Annotated in this window: 21 protein-coding genes; 6 read left to right on the top strand and 15 right to left on the bottom strand. The window is 75.4% G+C overall.

The features are described from left to right. Nucleotides 1–7: 7 nt before the first annotated feature. Entirely contained in the window at nt 8–748 is a 741-nt protein-coding gene (locus ACFQ8T_RS08630) for a peptidase (protein WP_430546132.1), read from the top strand. Nucleotides 749–792: 44 nt separating this feature from the next. Here ACFQ8T_RS08630 and ACFQ8T_RS08625 read toward each other — a convergent pair whose 3' ends face one another. The 10 genes from ACFQ8T_RS08625 to ACFQ8T_RS08580 form a co-directional block, all read right to left on the bottom strand. Continuing rightward, nucleotides 793–2,430, bottom strand: a complete 1,638-nt coding sequence (locus tag ACFQ8T_RS08625; protein WP_430546131.1) for a LuxR C-terminal-related transcriptional regulator — start codon at nt 2,428–2,430, stop codon at nt 793–795. A 96-nt stretch (nt 2,431–2,526) separates the two neighbouring features. Then, nucleotides 2,527–2,952: a D-aminoacyl-tRNA deacylase gene (gene dtd / locus ACFQ8T_RS08620; protein WP_430546130.1), complete on the bottom strand. Its 426-nt coding sequence runs from the start codon at nt 2,950–2,952 to the stop codon at nt 2,527–2,529. Beyond that, nucleotides 2,949–3,965, bottom strand: coding sequence for an asparaginase (locus tag ACFQ8T_RS08615; RefSeq protein WP_430546129.1), 1,017 nt, complete (start codon nt 3,963–3,965; stop codon nt 2,949–2,951). The genes dtd and ACFQ8T_RS08615 overlap by 4 nt, the downstream gene beginning before the upstream one ends. A gap of 10 nt (nt 3,966–3,975) precedes the next feature. Next, nucleotides 3,976–4,320, bottom strand: coding sequence for a DUF2516 family protein (locus ACFQ8T_RS08610; RefSeq protein WP_430546128.1), 345 nt, complete (start codon nt 4,318–4,320; stop codon nt 3,976–3,978). Nucleotides 4,321–4,329: 9 nt separating this feature from the next. After that, complete coding sequence (locus tag ACFQ8T_RS08605) at nt 4,330–4,755, bottom strand: type II toxin-antitoxin system VapC family toxin (RefSeq protein ID WP_430546127.1); 426 nt, start codon at nt 4,753–4,755, stop codon at nt 4,330–4,332. 46 nt (nt 4,756–4,801) lie between these two features. After that, complete coding sequence (locus ACFQ8T_RS08600; RefSeq protein ID WP_430546126.1) at nt 4,802–5,095, bottom strand: type II toxin-antitoxin system Phd/YefM family antitoxin; 294 nt, start codon at nt 5,093–5,095, stop codon at nt 4,802–4,804. A 111-nt stretch (nt 5,096–5,206) separates the two neighbouring features. Next, nucleotides 5,207–6,040, bottom strand: a complete 834-nt coding sequence (locus ACFQ8T_RS08595) for an ABC transporter permease (RefSeq protein WP_430546125.1) — start codon at nt 6,038–6,040, stop codon at nt 5,207–5,209. Further along, entirely contained in the window at nt 6,037–7,092 is a 1,056-nt protein-coding gene (locus tag ACFQ8T_RS08590) for an ABC transporter ATP-binding protein (RefSeq protein ID WP_430546124.1), read from the bottom strand. Before ACFQ8T_RS08590 ends, ACFQ8T_RS08595 begins: the two co-directional genes overlap by 4 nt. 140 nt (nt 7,093–7,232) lie before the next feature. Next, nucleotides 7,233–8,162, bottom strand: a complete 930-nt coding sequence (locus ACFQ8T_RS08585) for a permease prefix domain 1-containing protein (RefSeq protein WP_430546123.1) — start codon at nt 8,160–8,162, stop codon at nt 7,233–7,235. Continuing rightward, nucleotides 8,159–8,557 (bottom strand): PadR family transcriptional regulator, encoded by a 399-nt coding sequence (locus ACFQ8T_RS08580; protein WP_429766826.1) that lies wholly within the window; start codon nt 8,555–8,557, stop codon nt 8,159–8,161. The genes ACFQ8T_RS08585 and ACFQ8T_RS08580 overlap by 4 nt, the downstream gene beginning before the upstream one ends. 211 nt (nt 8,558–8,768) lie before the next feature. On the opposite strand from ACFQ8T_RS08580, the gene ACFQ8T_RS08575 reads away from it, so the two are divergent. Beyond that, complete coding sequence (locus tag ACFQ8T_RS08575; protein ID WP_430546122.1) at nt 8,769–10,790, top strand: DHA2 family efflux MFS transporter permease subunit; 2,022 nt, start codon at nt 8,769–8,771, stop codon at nt 10,788–10,790. Between the two features lie 57 nt (nt 10,791–10,847). On the opposite strand, the gene ACFQ8T_RS08570 is transcribed toward ACFQ8T_RS08575, so the two are convergent. From ACFQ8T_RS08570 to ACFQ8T_RS08560, 3 genes are read right to left on the bottom strand one after another with little or no spacing between them, the layout of a single operon-like run. Then, nucleotides 10,848–12,077: an aromatic acid exporter family protein gene (locus ACFQ8T_RS08570; RefSeq protein WP_430546121.1), complete on the bottom strand. Its 1,230-nt coding sequence runs from the start codon at nt 12,075–12,077 to the stop codon at nt 10,848–10,850. 10 nt (nt 12,078–12,087) lie between these two features. Next, nucleotides 12,088–13,239, bottom strand: a complete 1,152-nt coding sequence (locus tag ACFQ8T_RS08565) for a YgfZ/GcvT domain-containing protein (protein ID WP_430546120.1) — start codon at nt 13,237–13,239, stop codon at nt 12,088–12,090. A gap of 10 nt (nt 13,240–13,249) precedes the next feature. Further along, entirely contained in the window at nt 13,250–13,816 is a 567-nt protein-coding gene (locus tag ACFQ8T_RS08560) for an FABP family protein (protein WP_429766694.1), read from the bottom strand. A 169-nt stretch (nt 13,817–13,985) separates the two neighbouring features. Between ACFQ8T_RS08560 and ACFQ8T_RS08555 the strand changes: the two genes are divergently transcribed. Both ACFQ8T_RS08555 and ACFQ8T_RS08550 read left to right on the top strand, forming a co-directional pair. Further along, nucleotides 13,986–14,372 carry a DsrE family protein gene (locus tag ACFQ8T_RS08555; RefSeq protein ID WP_430546119.1) on the top strand — a complete coding sequence of 129 codons (387 nt, stop codon included), beginning with the start codon at nt 13,986–13,988 and terminating at the stop codon, nt 14,370–14,372. A gap of 188 nt (nt 14,373–14,560) precedes the next feature. Then, nucleotides 14,561–15,235: a YceI family protein gene (locus tag ACFQ8T_RS08550; RefSeq protein WP_430546118.1), complete on the top strand. Its 675-nt coding sequence runs from the start codon at nt 14,561–14,563 to the stop codon at nt 15,233–15,235. Nucleotides 15,236–15,274: 39 nt separating this feature from the next. Here the strand turns inward: ACFQ8T_RS08550 and ACFQ8T_RS08545 are convergent, their stop codons facing one another. Beyond that, on the bottom strand, nt 15,275–16,021 hold the full coding sequence (locus ACFQ8T_RS08545; protein WP_430546117.1) for a hypothetical protein: 747 nt from the start codon (nt 16,019–16,021) through the stop codon (nt 15,275–15,277). 274 nt (nt 16,022–16,295) lie between these two features. Here ACFQ8T_RS08545 and ACFQ8T_RS08540 point away from each other — a divergent pair, with 274 nt between their 5' ends. Beyond that, nucleotides 16,296–17,018, top strand: a complete 723-nt coding sequence (locus ACFQ8T_RS08540) for a winged-helix domain-containing protein (protein WP_430546116.1) — start codon at nt 16,296–16,298, stop codon at nt 17,016–17,018. A gap of 138 nt (nt 17,019–17,156) precedes the next feature. Beyond that, nucleotides 17,157–18,092 (top strand): alpha/beta fold hydrolase, encoded by a 936-nt coding sequence (locus ACFQ8T_RS08535; RefSeq protein ID WP_430546144.1) that lies wholly within the window; start codon nt 17,157–17,159, stop codon nt 18,090–18,092. 24 nt (nt 18,093–18,116) lie between these two features. Here ACFQ8T_RS08535 and nth read toward each other — a convergent pair whose 3' ends face one another. After that, complete coding sequence (gene nth, locus ACFQ8T_RS08530; RefSeq protein WP_430546115.1) at nt 18,117–18,866, bottom strand: endonuclease III; 750 nt, start codon at nt 18,864–18,866, stop codon at nt 18,117–18,119. Nucleotides 18,867–18,933: the final 67 nt, after the last annotated feature.

The raw sequence follows: 18,933 nt of genomic DNA, 5'->3' as shown, positions 1-18,933 counted from the left end.
AGTCGAGATGGCCCACGCACGCACCGCCGCCGGCGCCGCCGTCGGCCTGGTCCTGAGCGGCGCGATCGCGGTCGCCGCCGCCGCGCCGGCGCTCGCCGACACGGTGCCCAGCCCGAGCAGCAGCCCGAGCAGCACGGACTACCCGCCGCCCGAGGTCCCGACGCTCACCGCACAGATCTTCCAGCCCGAGTGCGACGGCGACGTGCCCTACCTCCGCTACGCCGTCACCGCCACGGGCACCGAGAACACCACCGTGACCATCACGTGGCTCAACCCGGGCGGCGACGACGTCGTGCAGGCGGACCTCCCGATGAGCGGCCGGGTCCTGTGGCCGGGCGCCGTGGTGGACGCGTCGGGCGCGCCGCTCGACTGGCCCGGCTGGCGCCTCGAGAACGGCGTCTGGGTGGAGGGCGACGAGTTCGACTGGGTGCGCCCGTCCGTGGACGTGAAGCTCGAGGTGAACCCCGAGCTCACCATGACCGCCGCCTACCCGCCGTCGTCGCCGAGCTGCGCGACCAACCCGCCCGGCACGGTGCCGCCCGGCGAGCCCGGCGAGCCGACCCCCGGCACGACCGTCCCCGCCGCCGTGCCCGCGGACGGTGCCCCGCCCGCGGCCGCCCCGCCCGCGTCGGGCTTCCTGCCGCAGACCGGCGCCGGCGTCGCCGGGCTGGTCGCCGCGGCCGCCGCGCTCGTGGCCGCGGGCGGCGTCGCCGTCGGCGTCGCGCGTCGGCATCGCACCGACCACTGACACCGCCCTCCTGATGTGCACGGACAGGTCGGGTCAGGTCGGCGTCACGACGCGGGCCGCAGCGCGACCACGGTGAGCTCGGCGCGCGAGCTCACGCCGACCTTCCGGAACACGCGCCCCAGGTGCACCTCGACGGTGCGCACGGACACGCACAGCCGGTCGGCCACCTGCTTGTTCGCCAGGCCGTCCGCGACGAGGCGCGCGACGTCGAGCTCCCGCGCCGTGAGCACGTCCGCCCAGCGCGCCCACACGTCGGCGAGCCCGTCCGGGCCGCCCCGGCACGTCCGCACCGCGCTCACCACCAGCGACGGCACGGCGGCCGGGCGCAGGCACCCGAGGTCGCGGCAGGCGGCGACCGCCGCGGGCACCGGGTCCGGGCCGACGGCGCGCAGCCCGGCGGCGAGGGTGTCGGAGCCCCCGGTGCGGCGTGCCACCTCGGCCGCGAGCCCGCCGACGACGTGCGACAGCGGCAGCCGCGCCGCGGCGTCGTCGAGCACCCGGGCCGCCTGCTCGGCGTCGCCGCCGCGCAGGAGCACCAGCGCCTGCACCACCCGCAGGTGCGCCTCCGCCAACGGGGAGAGCCCGTCGGCTCCCGCCCAGGCGGCGGTCTCGCGGTACGGCACCGCGGTCACGACGGCCCGCGCCAGGACCTCGTCGGCCTCGCGGGGGTAGCGGTCGAGGCGGGCGAGCGCCTCGACCACGGCGGCGAGCACGGCGCGGTCCGCCGAGGACACCGTGGCGCGGGCGACCGGCACGACGAGGCGCGCGAGCCGGACGCCCGGAGGGTCGTCGTCGTCCGCGTCGAGCGGCGCGGTGCTGCCCCGACGCGGGGCGGATGCTCCCGCGGCGCGGTCGAGCGGCCGGGCGTCGACCAGCGCGAGCACCGCGTCGCGGGCCCGCTCGGCGTCCTCCTGCACCGTCGCCACCCCGGTGCTCGCGACCCGCTCGAGCCACCCGGCGGCGTCGCGCAGGTGCCCGGCGAGCAGCGCCGCGCGCCCCGCGACGAGGAACGCCCGCGCCCGCACGTCTCCGGTGCCGTGGCTGGCCGCCTCGCGCGCGATCGCGTGCGCCGCGACCGCGCACCCCTGCCCCAGCCGCTGCCGGGCGAGGCGCACCAGGCCGTCGGCCAGGGCCGGGTCGCCGGCGAGGGTGGCGAGCGCGGCGTGCCACCGCGCCGCGCCGGGCTCGCCCACCCGCTCCAGCTCGGTCGCCAGGGCGGCGTGCACGGCCGTGCGCTCGGTGAGGTCGGCGTCCTCGTGCACGACGGCGCGCAGCCTCGGGTCCGCGACCCGGAACCGGCCGTCGGCGAGCTGGAGGTGCCCGGCCAGCGGCGGCGCGAGCAGTCGTTCGACGGGAGCGCCGGTCGCGCCGAGCAGGACGTCGACGCGGTCCAGGACGAGCACCCCGGCGGTCAGCAGCAGGCGCCGGTCCTCGGGGTCGAGCGCGCCGGCGGTCCCGTCGAGGGCGGCCGCCCGCACCGCGGCCGTCACCGGGAGCGGGTCGGGCAGCGCGGCGACGCCGGCGAGCTGGTGGGGGGTGAGCAGGCCGAGCGTCTGGGCGAGGGCCTCGGGGTCGGCGCCGACGAGCTCCGAGACCCGTCGCACGACCTGCGGCGCGACCGGGCGCGCACGCGCGCCGGACGGGGACTGCCAGGGCGGCGCAGTGTCGCGGATCGAGGTCATCGTCGGCCTCCCGTCTCGTGCCGGGCCTCGGTGCTCGGCGGCACCACTCTGCCGCATCGCCCCGAGAATTGCGCGAAGACGCAGGTCAGCGATTTGTCAGGTCTCCACCAATATCGTCACGGGGCCGTCGTTCACCAGGGCGACATCCATGTCCGCGCCGAACCTCCCGGTGGCCACCTCGAGGCCGCGCGACCGCAGGTCGGCCACGACCGCGTCCACCAGCGGCTCCGCCACCGGGCCGGGTGCAGCCGCGTTCCAGGTGGGCCGGCGGCCCTTGCGCGCGTCCCCGTACAGGGTGAACTGGCTGACCACCAGCACCGGCGCGCCCGCGTCCGTCACGGAGCGCTCGTCGCGCAGGATCCGCAGCTCCGCGATCTTGCGGGCGACGGTCGCCACCTCGGCGGCGCCGTCGTCGTGCGTCACGCCGACCAGCGCGAGCAGGCCGGGCCGGTCGATCGCGCCCACCACCTCGCCGGCGACCGTGACGGACGCGCTCGACACGCGCTGCAGCACGGCCCTCATGCGACGTCCGCCACGAAGGCCGGGCGCACCGCACCGACCGGGGCGCCACCGCCCAGCACCGGCGTGACGCCGACGGCGTCGAGCGCGGCGGCGTCCGCCCCCGCGACGCCGGCCGCCCCCGCCGCGCGCATCGCCGCGGCGAGGATGGCCGGGCGCGGCCGGTCGCCGCCGTCGAGGATCTTGAAAGCCACCGCCGACCCGTCGGGCAGGCCCGCCGCGCACACGCCGTCCGCGCCGATCTTGGCGATCGCGCCGGGCACGGCGGTCATGACGAGGGTGTCCTCGCGCCCGCGGCCCGCCACCATCTCGGGGTGCCGCGCCATCGCGCGCGCGATCCGCCCGCCGTCGGCGGAGGTGCCGTCGGCGGCCGCCGACGCGAGCCGGCCGAACGAGCGGGCCAGCCCGAGCACGCTCGTGGAGAACAGCGGCGCGCCGCAGCCGTCGACGGTGACGTGCGGGTCCGGGTCGCCCGTCAGCCCGACGACGGCCTCGCGCACCGCGCGCTGCAGCGGGTGGTCGACGTCGAGGTAGGTCGCGGCGTCCCAGCCGGCCGCGACGCAGGTCGCGAGCATCGCGGCGTGCTTGCCCGAGCAGTTCTGCGCGATCTGCTCCGGGCCGTGCCCGGCCTCCTGCCAGGCGAGCGCCTCCGCGCGGCCCAGCGGCAGGTCGGGCGCGTTGCGCAGCGCGGACTCGTCGAGCCCGGCGCCGGCGAGGATCTCGCGGACCCCGGCCAGGTGCTCCGGGGCACCGCTGTGGCTGGCGGCCGCGAGCGCCAGGAGGCGGTCCGGCAGGTCGAGGCCGGAGCGCAGCATGGCCACGGCCTGCAGCGGCTTGACCGACGAGCGCGGCCAGATCGTCGTCGTCGGGTCGCCCAGGGCGAGCCGGACGACGCCGTCCGGGCCCAGCACCACCAGGTGCCCCAGGTGCACCGACTCCACGAGGTCCCCCCGCACGACCTCGGCCAGCGGGGCCGCGCCACGCGCCACGGGCGCGCTCGGGCCCGGCGTCGTCACCTCGACCACGTCACCAGCCGCCCGTCGGGCCCTGAGGACGACGCCCCCCGCCCGTGCCGTAGGGCAGGATCCGCGGGCGCACGTCGACCCAGTAGATGATCGCGGGCGTCACGGCGATGACGTTGAAGAACGACCCGGCCGTCATGAGCATCGGCGGCAGCCCGAACAGCCCGATGAGGGCCGCGATGCCGAGGATGATCAGCCAGATGTTCTTCTTCAGCTTCCCCTCGGACACGTAGGCGTTGGCCGGCCGGCGGGCGGCGTCGAGGAACGCGACGAGCTGCACGACGAACACCACGACGGCGAGCACGACGAGCACGATGTACTGGAAGGATCCGAAGGCGGCGGAGATCACCCGCCGAGCCTACGGGAGGACGCGGAGGCGCCGGGAGCGGGCGGCGCCCGCGACGTGCTCGTCCCACGCCGCGACGACGGTGTCCTCGTGCGCGACGGCGAGCGCGCTCGCCACGTGCAGGGCGTCGGCGCCGCGCAGCGGCACGGGGCACGACGCGACCAGCTCGGCCGCGCGCTCGGAGACCTCGGGCGTCACCTCGAGCGTGTGCAGCCCGACGCTCAGCTCGTCCCAGATCGCCGTCCCGCGCCGGCGCGCGAGCGGGTCGAGGACGCCGGCCCGCTCGCCGGCGGCGAGCGCGGCCCGCACCTCGGCGTCGGCGATGCGCGACGAGACGACGACGTCGGCGCGGTTCCACAGTGCGCTCGCCAGCGCCGAGCCGGGCTCGTGCACGCACAGCTTCACCAGCGCGCTGGCGTCGAAGTAGACGAGGGCCATCCTGCTCCGTTCTCCGTGACGGCGGTCGGGCGGGGCGGGAACGGCGTCAGCGCCGGATGCGCCGCACGAGGTCGGACATGCGCGACGCCGGCCGTGCCGCGGGGCGCGGGGCCGGCCGCGCGACGGCGTCGTCGTCGGGCACCGCGTGCACCGGCCGCTCGGTCGCGGCGGGCGTGAGCAGGCCGTCGCGCACCAGCCCGGCGACGAGGTCGGCGGTCTGCACCCCCGACAGGCGGGCGACCGGCACCCCCCGCTCGGTGATGACGACCTCCTCGCCCGCCCGCGCCTTCTCGATCCACGACTTGAGCTCGGCGCGCAGCGCGCTGACGGAGACCTCCATGACCGACGACCGTACCGTCCCGCAGGGTCGCGGAACAGGGAAGCCCACGCCGAGGTATTTCGAGATCCGCCGAGGTCGCACTACCTCGGCGGATCTCGTGCTGCCTCGGCGTCAGATGGCGCGGCGGTAGGCGCGGAACGCCGACGACGCGAGCGCGCCCATGACCGCGACGGCGGCGGCGAGCAGGCCCAGGTGCAGCCACAGGGTGCCGGGGTCGGCAAAGCCCTGGAGCGCGTCCCGGGCCACGACCACCGCCCAGTCGAACGGGTTGTACCGCGCGGCGGTGGCGATCCAGTCCGGCGCGAGGCCCGGGTCCATCACCGCCGACGAGAGGAACATCAGCGGGATCGTCAGCAGCTGCGAGACGCCGATCAGCGCCTCCTGCTGCCGCGTGAGCAGGGCGACCGCCCCCGACAGCGCCGCGAACAGGCAGCTCAGCAGCGCGACGGCGACCAGCATGACGAGCACGCCGGCCCAGCCGCCCGGGAACCGCGCCCCGCCGAGCCACGCGACACCCACGACGACCAGCGCCTGCGCGCAGCCGAGCAGCGCGTACCAGGCCATCGACGCGGACAGCAGCGCGCCGCGGCTGGTCGGCGAGGCGAGGAAGCGATCCATGACGCCGCGGTCCATGTCCTGCACGAACGTGGTGCCCGCCCAGGCCGCGCCGCCCATCGCCGTCATCATGACGACGCCCGGCGTGAGGTACTCGAGGTAGCTGACGTCCGCTCCCCCGGCGAACCCGGGGATCTCGATGACGGACCGGAAGAGCTGCCCGAACAGCAGCAGCCAGATCATCGGCTGCAGCAGGTTCATCACCATGAAGACGGGGATGCGCACGCCTTGCCGGGCCTGCCGCCCCGTGAGGAGCGCGGCCTGGGCCAGTGCGCTCGTGCGGCGGGCCGGACGGCGCGTCGTGGTCGGGTCGATCGTCGCGGTGCTCATGCCGCCACCTCCGTGGCCTCGGCGCCGGCGCTGCCGGCGGTCCCGCTCGCGGCCCGGTGGGCCGCCTCCAGGCTGCGGCCGGTGTGCCGCAGGTAGACGTCGTCGAGCGTGGGCCGGGACAGACCCGCCGCCCGCACGTCGACGCCCGCGGCGTCGAGCGCCGCGAGCAGCGCCGGGAGCGCCGTGGCCCCCGCGTCGGCCCGTGCGCGCAGCGTCCGCCCGTCGGGGGCGACGTCGACGATGCCGGGCACGCGCGCGGCGACCGGTGCGGCGGCGGCCGCGGCCGCGACGTCGTCGAGCTCGACGGTGACGCCGTCGCCGCGCAGCTCGTCCTTCAGCGCGTCGGGGGTGCCCGCGGTGACGACGCGGCCCGCGTCCACGATGACGACCCGGTCGGCGAGGCGGTCGGCCTCGTCGAGGTAGTGGGTGGTGAGCAGGATCGTCATGCCGTCGCCGGCCGCCATGTGCTCGATCTCGGCCCACATCGCGGCGCGCGCCTCGGGGTCGAGGCCCGTGGTGGGCTCGTCGAGGAACAGCACCTGCGGCCGGTGCACGAGGCCGACGGCGACGTCCAGCTTGCGCGCCATCCCGCCGGACCAGGTCTTCACCAGCCGGTCGGCGGCGTGCGCGACGCCGAACCGCTCGAGCAGCTCGCCGGCCCGCGACCGGGCGTCGCGGGCGCCGAGGCCCTGCAGCCGGCCGGCCAGGACGAGGTTCTCGCGGCCCGTGCCCATCGGGTCGGTGACGGGACGCTGCGCGACGTAGCCGATGGCGCGCCGGACGGCGGCCGGGTCGCGCACGACGTCGTGGCCCGCGACGCGCGCGGTCCCGCCGTCCGGGGCCGAGAGGGTCGCGAGGATCTTCACGGTGGTGGACTTGCCGGCGCCGTTCGGGCCGAGCAGCCCCAGCACGCTGCCGGGAGCGGCGGCGAGGTCGAGGCCGTCGAGCGCGCGCACGGTGCGTGCGCCTCGACCGGCGGTGCGGCCGGAGCCGTAGGTCTTGGTCAGGCCGGCGACCTCGATCGCCGGCGCCGACAGGGTCGGGGTGGACATGCTTCCTCCTTGCTGGATGGTCCAGGGGTCGGAGGGTCCGGTGCACGCCCTAGGGTGGGAGTGCGTCTCGTGGTGCGGTCGTGCACCGGACCCGAGCCACCGGTCCCGGGCGATGGCAGTCGCCCGGGACCGTTCTGCTGCTACTGCTTCTGCTGCTCCTCCGTCGACCGGAAGAGCATCCGGGCGAGGACGAGCATCATCACCGCGAGGGCGACGACGAAAGTCAGCCAGGACCACGCCCAGCCGACGGTGAGGCCGAGGACGACGAACACGACGAACGCCGCCAGCCAGATGACGACCGTGTAGACGCCGAACCGCGCGGCAGCGGCCGGGTCGTGGTCGAAGCGGTCGAAGTGGTGCCCGGAGGCGTGGGCCCGCGCGACGTCCCGCACCCACGCCTTCTTCCGGTTGGTCTGCGTGACGCCGAGCATCGTGAACAGGACGCCGCCCACGACGAGGGCGGCCCCCGCGACGACATACATCCACGGGTCGAACGCCCCGAGCAGCACGAAGACGGCCAGGAGCAGCGCGAGGACCGTGAGCCCGGTGGCCAGGTAGTAGCCGCCCGCGCGGCTCGACGGCATCGGGTGGTTGGTCGACGTCTCCTGCGAGAGCGAGGAGCCGACGACGAAGCCAGCCGCGCTGGACGCCGTCAGCAGGAGCGCGGCGACGACAAGGGCGGGCAGGGCGAAGACGTCGAGCGCCGCCAGCACGCAGACGGCGACGAGCGCCGCGAACACGAGGGACGCGAGCACGATGCCCAGCACGAAGCGCGGCCGGGGCCGGACGCGGTGCTGCTGGGCGGCCGCGAAGGCCTCCTGCATCGGGGTGCGAGGGGCGCCGCCGGTCTCGGCGGCCACGTCCGCCTGCGCGTCGGCGACGAGCGCGCGGACGTCGCCGAGCTCGTCGAACGCGCGCCGGGCGGCGTGGTCGGGCGACGCGCCGCCGGCCTGCAGCTCGGCGGCCCGGGCCTCGAGGTTCGCCCGGATCTCCTCCTTGAGGTCCTGGACCTCGGGGGACGGCTCGACGCCCGCGAACGCGTCGTCGAGGAGGCGGTGGACGGTGGTCATCGGGAGGTGTCCTTGTCTGTGCTGGTGCCCGTGCTGGTACCGGTGCTGAGGAGGGAGTCGATGACGTCGCGGGTGGCGACCCACGCGGCGACGTTGCTCCGGAACACGGCCCGCCCGGCGTCCGTGATCCGGTAGTACTTGCGGCGCCCGCCCTGGGACTCGTCGCCCCAGTAGGCCTCGACCAGGCCGTCCTTGGTGAGACGGCGGTACGTCGCGTAGAGCGTGGCCTCCTTGATCTCGTGCGCACCGCCCGTGGCGTCGCGGATCGTCTTGTAGATCTCGAAGCCGTAGCGGTCCCCGCGACGGAGCGTCGCGAGCACGATCGTGTCGGTGTGACCACGCAGCAGGTCGGCGGAGAACGCGTCGTCCGCCGTCGAAGGTTCAGCTCGCTGCATCACACCAATTACTGTATCTCATCAACTACTCGACGACAACAGGTGCTGCACGAGCCCCACCTCCTGCCGAGGGAGTACCCGGGCTGCCGAGGGAGTACGCGATCCGTCGGGGTAGTTCGCCGTGCCCTCCGACGAAGACCGTGCGAGCCTGCCAAGCGGGGACCTGCTCACCGTGCGGACGCCGTCGTCCGCCCGACAGGAAGGGCACGCGATGGCCACAGCACCGAGCGCACCACCCGCCGAGCCGGAGGCCCTGCCGCAGCGCAGGGTGCTGGCCATCTTCGGCGGGCTCATGCTCGCGATGCTGCTCGCCGCGCTCGACCAGACGATCGTCGCCACCGCGCTGCCCACCATCGTGTCCGACCTGGGCGGCGCGGAGCACCTGTCCTGGGTCGTGACGGCCTACATGCTCGCGAGCACGGCCACCACGGTGCTGTGGGGCAAGCTCGGCGACCTCTACGGGCGCAAGGCGCTGTTCATCGCCTGCATCCTCATCTTCCTCGTCGGGTCGATCCTGTCGGGCACGTCCCAGACGATGGGCCAGCTCATCGCGTGGCGTGCCGTCCAGGGCGTGGGCGGCGGCGGGCTCATGGTGCTGTCGCAGGCGATCATCGGCGACGTCGTCCCGCCGCGCGAGCGCGGCAGGTACCAGGGCTTCTTCGGCGCCGTCTTCGGCGTCTCGTCGGTCGCCGGCCCGCTGCTCGGCGGCTTCTTCGTGGACAACCTCGACTGGCGCTGGGTCTTCTACATCAACATCCCCATCGGCGTGGTCGCGCTGCTCGTGGTCGCCTCCGTGCTCCCTCACATCGAGGCCGGCCGGAAGCCCAAGGTCGACTACGCCGGCATCATCCTGCTCGCCACGGTCTCGACGGCGATCGTGCTGGTCACGAGCCTGGGCGGCAGCACCTGGGCGTGGGACTCCGTCGCCGTGTGGGCGATGATCGCGGCCGCCGTGCTCGGGATCGTCGCGTTCGTCGTGGTCGAGCGGCGAGCCCCCGAGCCGGTGCTGCCGCTGCACCTGTTCCGCAGCAGGGTGTTCACCGTGGCCGCGGTCGTCGGATTCGTCGTCGGGTTCGCGATGTTCGGCGCGATCACCTATCTGCCGCTGTACCTGCAGACCGTCAAGGGCTCCACACCCACGGAGTCCGGCCTCGAGATGACGCCGATGATGCTCGGCATGCTGCTCACGTCCATCGGGTCCGGGCAGCTCATCTCCCGCACCGGGCGGTACAAGATCTACCCGATCCTCGGGACCGCGATCACCTCCGTCGGCCTCTACCTGCTCTCGCTCATGGGCCCGGACACGAGCACGCTCCAGGCCGGCTTGAGCATGTTCGTGCTCGGCGCCGGACTGGGCATGGTCACGCAGGTCCTGGTGATCGCGGTGCAGAACGCCGTCGACTACAAGGACCTCGGCACCGCCACGTCGGGCGCCACCTACTTCCGGACCATCGGGTCGTCCGTGGGCGTCGCGGTGTTCGGCACCGTCTTCGCGAACCGGCTCGGCACCGAGCTCACCACCGCCGTCCCGGCGACCGCCCAGGGCCCCTGCTCACCGGCCGCCCTGTCCGCCTCGTCGCAGACGCTCGCGCAGTGCCCGCCCGAGGTGCAGAGCTGGTTCGTCGACGCCTACGCGGGCGCGCTGCACGTCGTCTTCCTCTGGGCCGTACCGGTGGCGGCGCTCGCCTTCGTCCTCACGTGGCTGTTGCCCGAGGTCGAGCTGCGCAGCGCCACCCGCGGTGACGGGCCCGGCAGCGCGGGGCAGGCCGCCGGTGAGTCGTTCGGGCTGGGGTCCGCCCGCACGTCGCTCGACGAGCTGCGGCTCATCCTGTGGCGCCGGGTGGGCAAGCTCGACCCGCTCAAGGTGTACGAGACGATCTCGCGCGACGACGACCTCACCGCCGAGGAGGCGTGGATGGTCACGCGCGTCTCCCTCAAGCGGAAGCGCTCCGTGCAGCTCATGGCCGAGCGCACGGAGGTCTCGCCCGAGACGGTGCGGCGGGTCGCGGAGGCGCTGGAGGCGCGCGGCCTCGTCGAGGTCGACGGCGACGCGGTCCTCGCCACCCCCGACGGCGACGTCGTGGCCGAGTCGATCCGCGAGGCGGAGCGGCAGCGGCTGCGGCGGTACGTCGCCGAGTGGCCCGGCGGCGACGAGCCCGAGGTCGACGAGCTCGTGGAACAGCTCGCTCACCAGCTCCTCGCCGACGACACGGACGCCGTCGAGCGCCGCTGACAGGTACTACCTCGGCGGGTTCGGTACTACCTCGGCACGGTCCGTCCTCCCCGGGCGTCACATCTCCGGGAGGGCGTCCCGCGCCTCCTCGGGCGGCAGACCCGCCGCCTCCAGCAGGTCGACGACGGGCGAGCGCAGCAGCAGCACCAGCGACTGCACCTGCCAGTGCCCCTCGCCCACGGTGCGCGGGTCGACGTCGCGCGCGACGTCGAGCAGCGCGTCGCGCGCCTGCCCCAGGCCCGTGCCCGAGCCGAGGGCGGCGGCGAGCAGCCGCACGCCGTGGGCGAGGCGCACGACGAGGTCGGCCACCGGGTCGGCGGTCGGGTCGACCTCCGGCGGGGGCGGGAGCCCGCCCGAGAGGGGCGCCGCCGTCACGCGGTGGCTCCCCTCCTCCCCCAGCTCTCCCAGCGAGCGGAGCGTCGCCGGGACACGCCGGGCGAGCACCCGCACGCTGCGCATGGCCCGGTCGACCAGCACCGCCTGGCCGGTGAGCCGCGTGATCTCCGCCCTGAGCACGCGGTTGACGCTCACCCGGGCGATCTCGTCCGACTTGGTCGCGACGTCGTGCCACTCCTCGAGCGACTTCTCGGCGGCCCGGCCGCGCACCAGCGCCGCGGCGAGCTCGTCGGCGTCGCCGTCGCGCAGGCCGAGCGCGACGGACTCCAGCGTCAGGGCCAGCTCCCGGGTCGCGCTCTGCGCCAGGTCACGGATGCGCCGCCGCGGGTCGCCGGGCGTGAGGAGCGCGACGAGCAGCGCGACGCCGCCCCCGACCAGGGCGTCCGTCCACCGACCGAACGCGCCGTTGGTCGCGACCGACGCCGGCAGGCCCACGACGACGCCCGCCTGGACCCCCGCCTGGATCGTCACCAGCGGGCCCCGGTCGACGAACCGGGCGAGGAGCGCCGAGACCGCCATCACCAGCGCGATCTGCCACCAGCCCGACCCGATGAGGTGGACCATGAGGTCGCCCAGGCCGACGCCGAGGGCCACGCCCGCGGCCACCTCCGCCACCTTCCGCAGCTCGCGATCGAAGCTGAAGCCGAGGCAGACCCACGCGGCGACGGCGGCGAAGAAGGGCTGGGTGTGCCCGAGCACGACGACCGCGATCCCGTACGCGACGCCCGCGGCCAGCGCCGCCTGGACGATCGGCCAGAACGCGACCCGGACCCGCGAGATGCCCTGCCGGAGCCGGATGCGCCGGGGCAGGGACCGCAGCGCGGCGCGCGCCGCGGCGCCCGCGCGGCGGGACATGTCGCCCGCGGGACGGGCCGCCGGCTCGTCGCTCACGGGCGCCTGCTCACAGCAGGCTCTGCGGGGCGTCGGGCCCGCGCGGGGTGAGGCCGCGGGTCAGCGGCCCGTGCGCCTCGGGGCGGTCGGCCGAGACGCCGTCGCCCGGCACCACGACCTCCTGCGCGGCCGCGACCTGCAGCTCCTGCCCACCGACGTCGCCCACCACGGTGAGCTCGGCGTCCTCGGGGGCGGACCGCTTGATCACGGCGAGCGCGACCGGTCCGAGCTCGTGGTGCCGCGCCACCGTGGTCACGGTGCCGACCGCACGCCCGTCGGGCCCGCCGACGAACACCTGGGCGCCCGCCTCGGGGACCACGTGCTGCGAGCCGTCGAGGTGGAGCAGCACCAGACGCCGCGGCGGGCGGCCGAGGTTGTGCACGCGCGCGATCGTCTCCTGCCCGCGGTAGCAGCCCTTGTGCAGGTGGACTGCGGTGCGCAGCCAGTCGAGCTCGTGCGGCACGCTCCGGTGGTCGACCTCGTGGGCCAGCCGCGGGCGCCACGCCTCGACGCGCAGCGCCTCGGTGGCCCAGGTGCCGGCCAGGCGCCACCCGGCGGCCTCGCGCTCGGCGACGGCGGCCTCCAGGTCGGCGCGCGGCACGAGGACGAGGCGCCACGGACGGTCCAGGCCCGGGTGCTCCGTCTCGGGCGGCCCGTACCGGGTGCCGCCCTGCGCGACGCGCGGCCAGGTGTCCCACCAGGTCACGGGCTCGCCCTCGACGCCCTCGGCGGCGACGGGCTCCCCCAGCGCCGCGTACTCGGCGGAGAGGTCGTCGATCTCGACCCGCATCATGAACTTCATGCGCTCGAGCCAGGCGGTGAGCGGCGCGGCGTGGTCGCCCTCGGTGACCAGCCAGGTGGCCTCGCCGTCGTCGACGACGCCGGCGGCGTGCTCGACGTGGCCCTGCGGCGACAGCACGAACAGCTCGGTGGAGGTGCGCGGCGGCAGCGCCTGCACGTCCTGCGACGTGATCGAGTGCAGCCACGACAGGCGGTCGGGCCCGGCGACGCGCACGACGCCCAGGTGCGACTGGTCGACCACGGCACCGCCGCGGGCGAGCGCGCGCTGCTCGGCCACCGGGTCTCCGTAGTGCCAGGCGACGCCCTCGTCGGCACCCGTGGCGGCCACGGCGCCCTGTCGGGCCAGGAGCGGCGAGTCCATCGGGGTCCCCTCAGTCGTTCTCGACGCGGTCGAGCTGGGCGGAGGCGTACGAGCCGAGCGGGTGCCCGAACGCGGCGAGCTCCTCGACCCACATCAGGCGCCCCTCGACCAGGCCGTACAGGCGCTTCGCCGCGGTGACCTCCGCGGCCGTCGAGGTGCGGGCCACGAAGTCCGTGGCCAGGTCGATGCGGCCGTTGCCCGCGACGCCGAGGAACAGGGAGAGGCGGCCGGACGCGTCGGTGACGAGCACCTCCAGCGCGTGCCGGTCGTCCTCCAGCCCCTCCGGTCGGTCGCTCGACACGCGCCAGTAGCCGGTCTCCGTCGACCAGACCGTGTCGGGCTCGTCGTCGCCCGGAGCGTCACCGCCCTCGCCGTCGGCCGCCGCGGCGGAGCGCACCCGCAACGTGGACTCGAACCGCAGGTAGGGGCCGCCGTCGTGGTCGAAGACGAGGTCGTGCACGAACGGCGTCTCGTCGATGCCGGTGTACTCGATCACGCCCTCGCCCCGCCAGCGGCCCACGAGCCACGCGAGCGGGTAGACCTCGGGCGCGAGTCCCTCGGGGAAGGCGAAGGGCATCAGCGCTGGCCCTGGAACAGCTTGTAGACGACGTAGCCGGCGAACCAGATGATCGTGATCGAGACGACGACCAGCAGACCGGTGAACACTGCCTCGAGAGCGTGGATCGACATGCCGCGATCCTACCCAGCCGTCGCCGGGTCGGTCAGCGTGAGTAAGGTCGCCGCCCATGAGCACCCCCACCGCTGCGACGCCCGCGCGCTCGCTCGTGATCAAGACCACGTCGGGGACGGACCGGCCGGAGGCCGCCAACCAGGCGCTCACCGTGGCGGCCGCGGCCGTCGCCGCCGGCGCGGAGGTGAGCCTGTGGCTCACCGGCGAGGCGGCGTGGTTCGCCGTCCCGGGCCGTTTGGCGGACCTCGAGCTCGAGCACGCGGCACCCGCCGCCGACCTGCTCGACGCCGTCCTCACCTCCGGCTCGGTCACCCTCTGCACGCAGTGCGCCGCCCGCCGCGACCTCGGGCCCGACGACGTCCTGCCGGGCGTCCGCATCGCCGGGGCGGCGGTCTTCGCCGAGGAGGTGCTCCGACCGGGGGCCCAGGCGCTCGTCTACTGACGCCCCGCACCGTCGTGTGAGGCGCACCACCCGGTCGGCGGACGCACTCCCGCCGGGCACCCCCCGTACCGTAGATTGAACGTTGAAGCATCGAGTGACGCCCCGCCGTCGAGCCGGCTGGCGGGCGCACGTGCCCCACGGGCCCGCCCCCCGGCGCCGGCCGACGTCGCGACCACGGAGAACCATCCATGACCTCGTCCACCAGGACCTGGAACGACCTCGTCATCCCCGCCGCCGGCGACTACGTGCTCGACAAGGAGCACCGGCGGCTCGGCTTCCTCGCGATGCACATGATGGTGAGCCCGGTGCGCGGCGAGTTCTCGTCGGGGAGCGCGACCATCCGTGTGGCCGAGGACCCGCTGCAGTCGTCGGTCGCCGCCAGCCTGGACGCCGCGTCGATCAGCACCCACCTGCCGGACCGGGACGCGCACCTGCTCAGCCCCGACTTCCTCGACGTGGAGAACTACCCCACGATCGACTTCCGCAGCACGGGCCTCGAGTGGCGCACCGAGGTCGACCCGATCTTCTCCTGGGCCCGGCTCAAGGGCCGCACCCCGGGGCGCGCCGACACGGCCCCCAGCACGCTGAAGACGTCGGCGAAGTTCGTGCTGCACGGCGACCTGACGATCCGCGGCATCACGCACCCCATCGCGCTCGACGCCGAGTTCGGCGGGGCCGGGCGCGACCCGTACGGCCGCGACATCTTCGGCTTCAGCGCGTCGGCCGACTTCGAGCGCGAGAGGTACGGGCTGGTGTGGAACGTGCCGCTCGAGGCCGGCGGCGTGCTCGTGAGCAAGAAGGTCCGCATCGAGCTGGCCGGCGAGGCCATCAACATGGCGGGCGTGGTCGAGCGCCCGGCGTGACGCCGGGCCGGGCCCGCCGCCGCGGGGCGGCGCGCCGGCTCAGGCGACGACGAGTCGCCCCACGACGAACACCAGGATGCCGCTCACGGCGACCGGCGCCGTGACCGCGGCCAGCATCGCCCGGCGGCCGGTCAGCGCGGGCTGACGCTCGAAGAGCAGGCGCAGCACGGCGACCACCAGGCCGGTCACGGCTCCCGCGACCAAGCCGCTCACCGGGTCGATCGAGGGCAGGAGCGTCGCCACCCCGCCCGCCGCGCCGGCGCCCAGCACCACACCCACGAGCGAGCCCGCCCAGCCGCGCGCGACCGGCGTCGCCGACACCCCTGCGGCGACCGCGAGGCCGAGCGCGCTCACGACCACGAGCGACGCGCCCGCCTCGGAGCGCCCGGCGGCCACCCAGCCGGAGCAGCACACCGCGACGACCGCGCCCGTCACCGTGCCGCTCACCGACTCCACGAGCCGGGGCCGCCCGCCGCGGCGCAGCATCTCCGCGACGAACGCCAGCACCAGCGCCATCGCGAGCACCAGCGGCACGTTCCGCAGCACCGGCTCGCCCTGGGTGGCCCACGCCACGGCGACGGCGCCGAGCCCTGCGACCGCCACGACGACCGTCGTCCCGCCCTGGGCGGGCAGCCGCAGCAGCGGGCCCCAGCCGGTCGCGAGGAGCAGCACGAGGACCCCGGCCACCGCCGTCAGTGGCAGGATCCCGTAGTCGTCGAGGGCGGCGGCCGCCGCGACGACGGCGGAGAGGACGGCCGTCCAGACGGCACGGGTGGTCACGGTCACGACGACGAGTGTCGCAGACGGCGGCCGGCGTCCCGCTGCTCGCGGCCCGGGCCGGGAGCCGCCGCCGACACGTCGCGGCACCCTCGCGGCCACGCCCGTCACAGTCCGGTCGTCGATCGGAAACGCGCCCGCAACACGGTTCGGGGCACACTGCGGGAACCGGTCACACGACCGGGACGGGTGCGGTGTGATCGACACCGCACCGCGGTACGTTGGCGGACGCACCTGTCGGACGCTGTCGAACGGACCGTCCGACGACCGGGAGGAGGTGCCGGTGGCCGAGCTGCTGATCCTCACGCCCGCGTCCGGCGGGTCGGTCGAGGTGCTGCCCGCACTAGGCCTGCTGAGCCACCGGATCCGGGTGCTGCCCATGGAGCCGTCCGCCCTGGTGGACGCCCCCGACTCCGACGTCGTCCTGCTCGACGCGCGTCGTGACCTCGTCGCCGCGCGCACCACGTGTCGGCTCCTGCACGCCACGGGCCTCACCGTGCCGCTCGTGCTCGTGCTCACCGAGGGCGGGCTGACCGTGGTCACGCACGAGTGGGGAGCCGACGACCTGCTGCTCGAGACCGCGTCCCCCGCCGAGGTGGAGGCACGCCTGCGCCTCGTCATCGAGCGGTCCGAGCGCGGCCCCGTCGACGACGGCCCGCAGGAGATCGCCGCCGGCGACCTCGCGATCGACGCCGGCGGCTACACCGCCCGGCTGCGCGGGCGGCCCATCGACCTCACCTACAAGGAGTTCGAGCTCCTCAAGTACCTGGTGCAGCACCCCGGGCGCGTCTTCACGCGGGCCCAGCTGCTGCAGGAGGTGTGGGGCTACGACTACTACGGCGGCACCCGGACCGTGGACGTGCACGTGCGGCGCCTGCGCGCGAAGCTCGGCCCCGAGCACGAGCAGCTCATCGGCACCGTCCGCAACGTCGGCTACCGGTTCGACCCGCCCAAGGAGCCGCGTCCGGCCGAGGGCGGAGACGTGCCGGTCGAGTCCGCCGGTTGAGTCGGGCCTCGGGTCCGCCCGTCGAGCCTGCCTGACCTGAGCCCGTCGAAGGGTCGGGCCCGACGGACGAACCTGTGACATCGCGCGCCTGTACGGGCCCCGGCGCGCCGCAGCGGGTAGGTTCGACCGGTGACCGCGATGTCGGACTCCAGCGACTTCTCCAGCGCCCTGGTCGACGGACCCTGGCGGCACGAGCTCGTGCCCGCGAACGGGGCCCGCTTCCACGTCGCGCTCGCCGGGCCCGACCGGACGAACGGCGGCCGCAGCCCGCTCGTCGTGCTGCTGCACGGGTTCCCCCAGTTCTGGTGGGCGTGGCGGCACCAGATGGAGCACCTCGCCGACGCCGGGTACCGGGTGGCGGCGATGGACCTGCGCGGCGTGGGCGCCTCCGACAAGCCGCCGTCCGGCTACGACGTCCCCACCGGCACCCAGGACGTCGCGGGCGTGGTGCGCTCCCTCGGCCACGACAAGGCGGTCGTCGTCGGGCACGGCACCGGCGGCATCACCGCATGGTCGATGGCGCGGCTGCAGCCGGCGGTGACCGCGGCCGTGGGCGCCGTCTCCGCGCCGCACCCGGCCCGCCTGCACGTCTCGGGCCGCCAGCTGCTCACCCCGCTGGCACGCCGCCAGCTCGCCGCCTACCAGCTGCCCACGCTGCCCGAGCGCCGGCTCACCGACGGTGACCAGGTGGCGCGCGTGCTCCGCGACGGCGCCGCGCGCCCCCTCGGCACCGACGCCTACGACCTGTACCGCACGGTGATGCGGATCCCGTTCGCGGCGCACACCGTGATGGAGTCGCTGCGCTGGATGGTCCGCTCGACGCCGCGCCCCGACGGCCGCCGCTACCTCGCCGCGCTGCGCGAGCCCGTCGACGTCCCGGTGCTGCAGGTGCACGGCGAGCTGGACGGCTTCCTCGCCCCCCGCCACGCACCCGTCGACGGCGCGGCGCTCGCCCGCGACTTCCGCTACGAGACCGTCGACGGCGCCGGGCACTTCCTGCCCGAGGAGGCCCCCGACGAGGTCGGCAAGCTCCTCGTCGACTGGCTCGACCACGCGCTCGCCGCCGCCCGCTGAGACCGGGTCACGGCTCGGCAGGGCTCAGCCCCGCGGCCCCGGCTTGACGAGCTTCGCCGCGGCGACCGGGTCGGTCTCCCCGATCCCGAACGACGGGCACCAGCGCGCCACCGGGCACGCCCCGCACGCCGGCCGCCGGGCGTGGCACCGCCGGCGCCCGTGCCAGACGAGGTGGTGGCTCAACATCGTCCAGTCCTTCTTCGGGAACAGCGCCCCCACCTCGTGCTCGACCTTGACCGGATCCTCCTGGTCGGTCCAGCCGAAGCGGCGCGCCAGCCGGCCGAAGTGCGTGTCCACCGTGATCCCGGGGACGCCGAACGCGTTGCCCAGCACCACGTTCGCCGTCTTGCGCCCCACGCCCGGCAGCGTCACCAGGTCGTCCAGGCGGGCCGGGACCTCGCCGTCGAACCGCTCGACCAGCGCCTGCCCCAGCCCGATGATCGAGCGCGTCTTGGCCCGGAAGAAGCCGAGCGGCTTGAACAGCTCCTCCATCTCCGCGGGGTCCGCGCCCGCGTACGCGGCAGCGTCCGGGTAGCGGGCGAAGATCGCCGGTGTGGTCGCGTTGACCCGCACGTCCGTGGTCTGCGCCGACAGCACCGTCGCCACCAGCAGCTCCAGCGGCGTCGTGAAGTCCAGCTCCGCCCGCGCGTCCGGGTACGTCACGGCCAGCTCGCGGTCGATGCGGCGCGCGCGGCGCACCAGCGCGACCCGCGACTCGCCCGTAGGCGTCGCGTCGGACGTGAGAGCGGTCGAGGAGGCGGGCTTCGTCGGCACACTGCGAGCGTAGCCACGCCCGCCCACACGGGCTCCGGCAACGCTCCCCCGGCGCCTCCCGGCGCTT

Source organism: Isoptericola sp. NPDC056618, from assembly GCF_042792715.1.
In the GTDB taxonomy this organism is placed as follows: domain Bacteria; phylum Actinomycetota; class Actinomycetes; order Actinomycetales; family Cellulomonadaceae; genus Isoptericola; species Isoptericola nanjingensis.
The sequence above is the reverse complement of the archived record's forward strand: the minus strand, read 5'-3'. Positions and strand labels throughout refer to the sequence as shown.

Excerpts from the sequence above, each read along its gene's own strand:
- ACFQ8T_RS08630 (WP_430546132.1), top strand. The coding sequence starts at position 8 with ATGGCCCACGCACGCACCGCCGCCGGCGCCGCCGTCGGCCTGGTCCTG.
- ACFQ8T_RS08625 (WP_430546131.1), bottom strand. The coding sequence starts at position 2,430 with ATGACCTCGATCCGCGACACTGCGCCGCCCTGGCAGTCCCCGTCCGGC.
- dtd (WP_430546130.1), bottom strand. The coding sequence starts at position 2,952 with ATGAGGGCCGTGCTGCAGCGCGTGTCGAGCGCGTCCGTCACGGTCGCC.
- ACFQ8T_RS08605 (WP_430546127.1), bottom strand. The coding sequence starts at position 4,755 with ATGGCCCTCGTCTACTTCGACGCCAGCGCGCTGGTGAAGCTGTGCGTG.
- ACFQ8T_RS08600 (WP_430546126.1), bottom strand. The coding sequence starts at position 5,095 with ATGGAGGTCTCCGTCAGCGCGCTGCGCGCCGAGCTCAAGTCGTGGATC.
- ACFQ8T_RS08595 (WP_430546125.1), bottom strand. The coding sequence starts at position 6,040 with ATGAGCACCGCGACGATCGACCCGACCACGACGCGCCGTCCGGCCCGC.
- ACFQ8T_RS08590 (WP_430546124.1), bottom strand. The coding sequence starts at position 7,092 with ATGTCCACCCCGACCCTGTCGGCGCCGGCGATCGAGGTCGCCGGCCTG.
- ACFQ8T_RS08585 (WP_430546123.1), bottom strand. The coding sequence starts at position 8,162 with ATGACCACCGTCCACCGCCTCCTCGACGACGCGTTCGCGGGCGTCGAG.
- ACFQ8T_RS08580 (WP_429766826.1), bottom strand. The coding sequence starts at position 8,557 with ATGCAGCGAGCTGAACCTTCGACGGCGGACGACGCGTTCTCCGCCGAC.
- ACFQ8T_RS08575 (WP_430546122.1), top strand. The coding sequence starts at position 8,769 with ATGGCCACAGCACCGAGCGCACCACCCGCCGAGCCGGAGGCCCTGCCG.
- ACFQ8T_RS08565 (WP_430546120.1), bottom strand. The coding sequence starts at position 13,239 with ATGGACTCGCCGCTCCTGGCCCGACAGGGCGCCGTGGCCGCCACGGGT.
- ACFQ8T_RS08560 (WP_429766694.1), bottom strand. The coding sequence starts at position 13,816 with ATGCCCTTCGCCTTCCCCGAGGGACTCGCGCCCGAGGTCTACCCGCTC.
- ACFQ8T_RS08555 (WP_430546119.1), top strand. The coding sequence starts at position 13,986 with ATGAGCACCCCCACCGCTGCGACGCCCGCGCGCTCGCTCGTGATCAAG.
- ACFQ8T_RS08550 (WP_430546118.1), top strand. The coding sequence starts at position 14,561 with ATGACCTCGTCCACCAGGACCTGGAACGACCTCGTCATCCCCGCCGCC.
- ACFQ8T_RS08535 (WP_430546144.1), top strand. The coding sequence starts at position 17,157 with ATGTCGGACTCCAGCGACTTCTCCAGCGCCCTGGTCGACGGACCCTGG.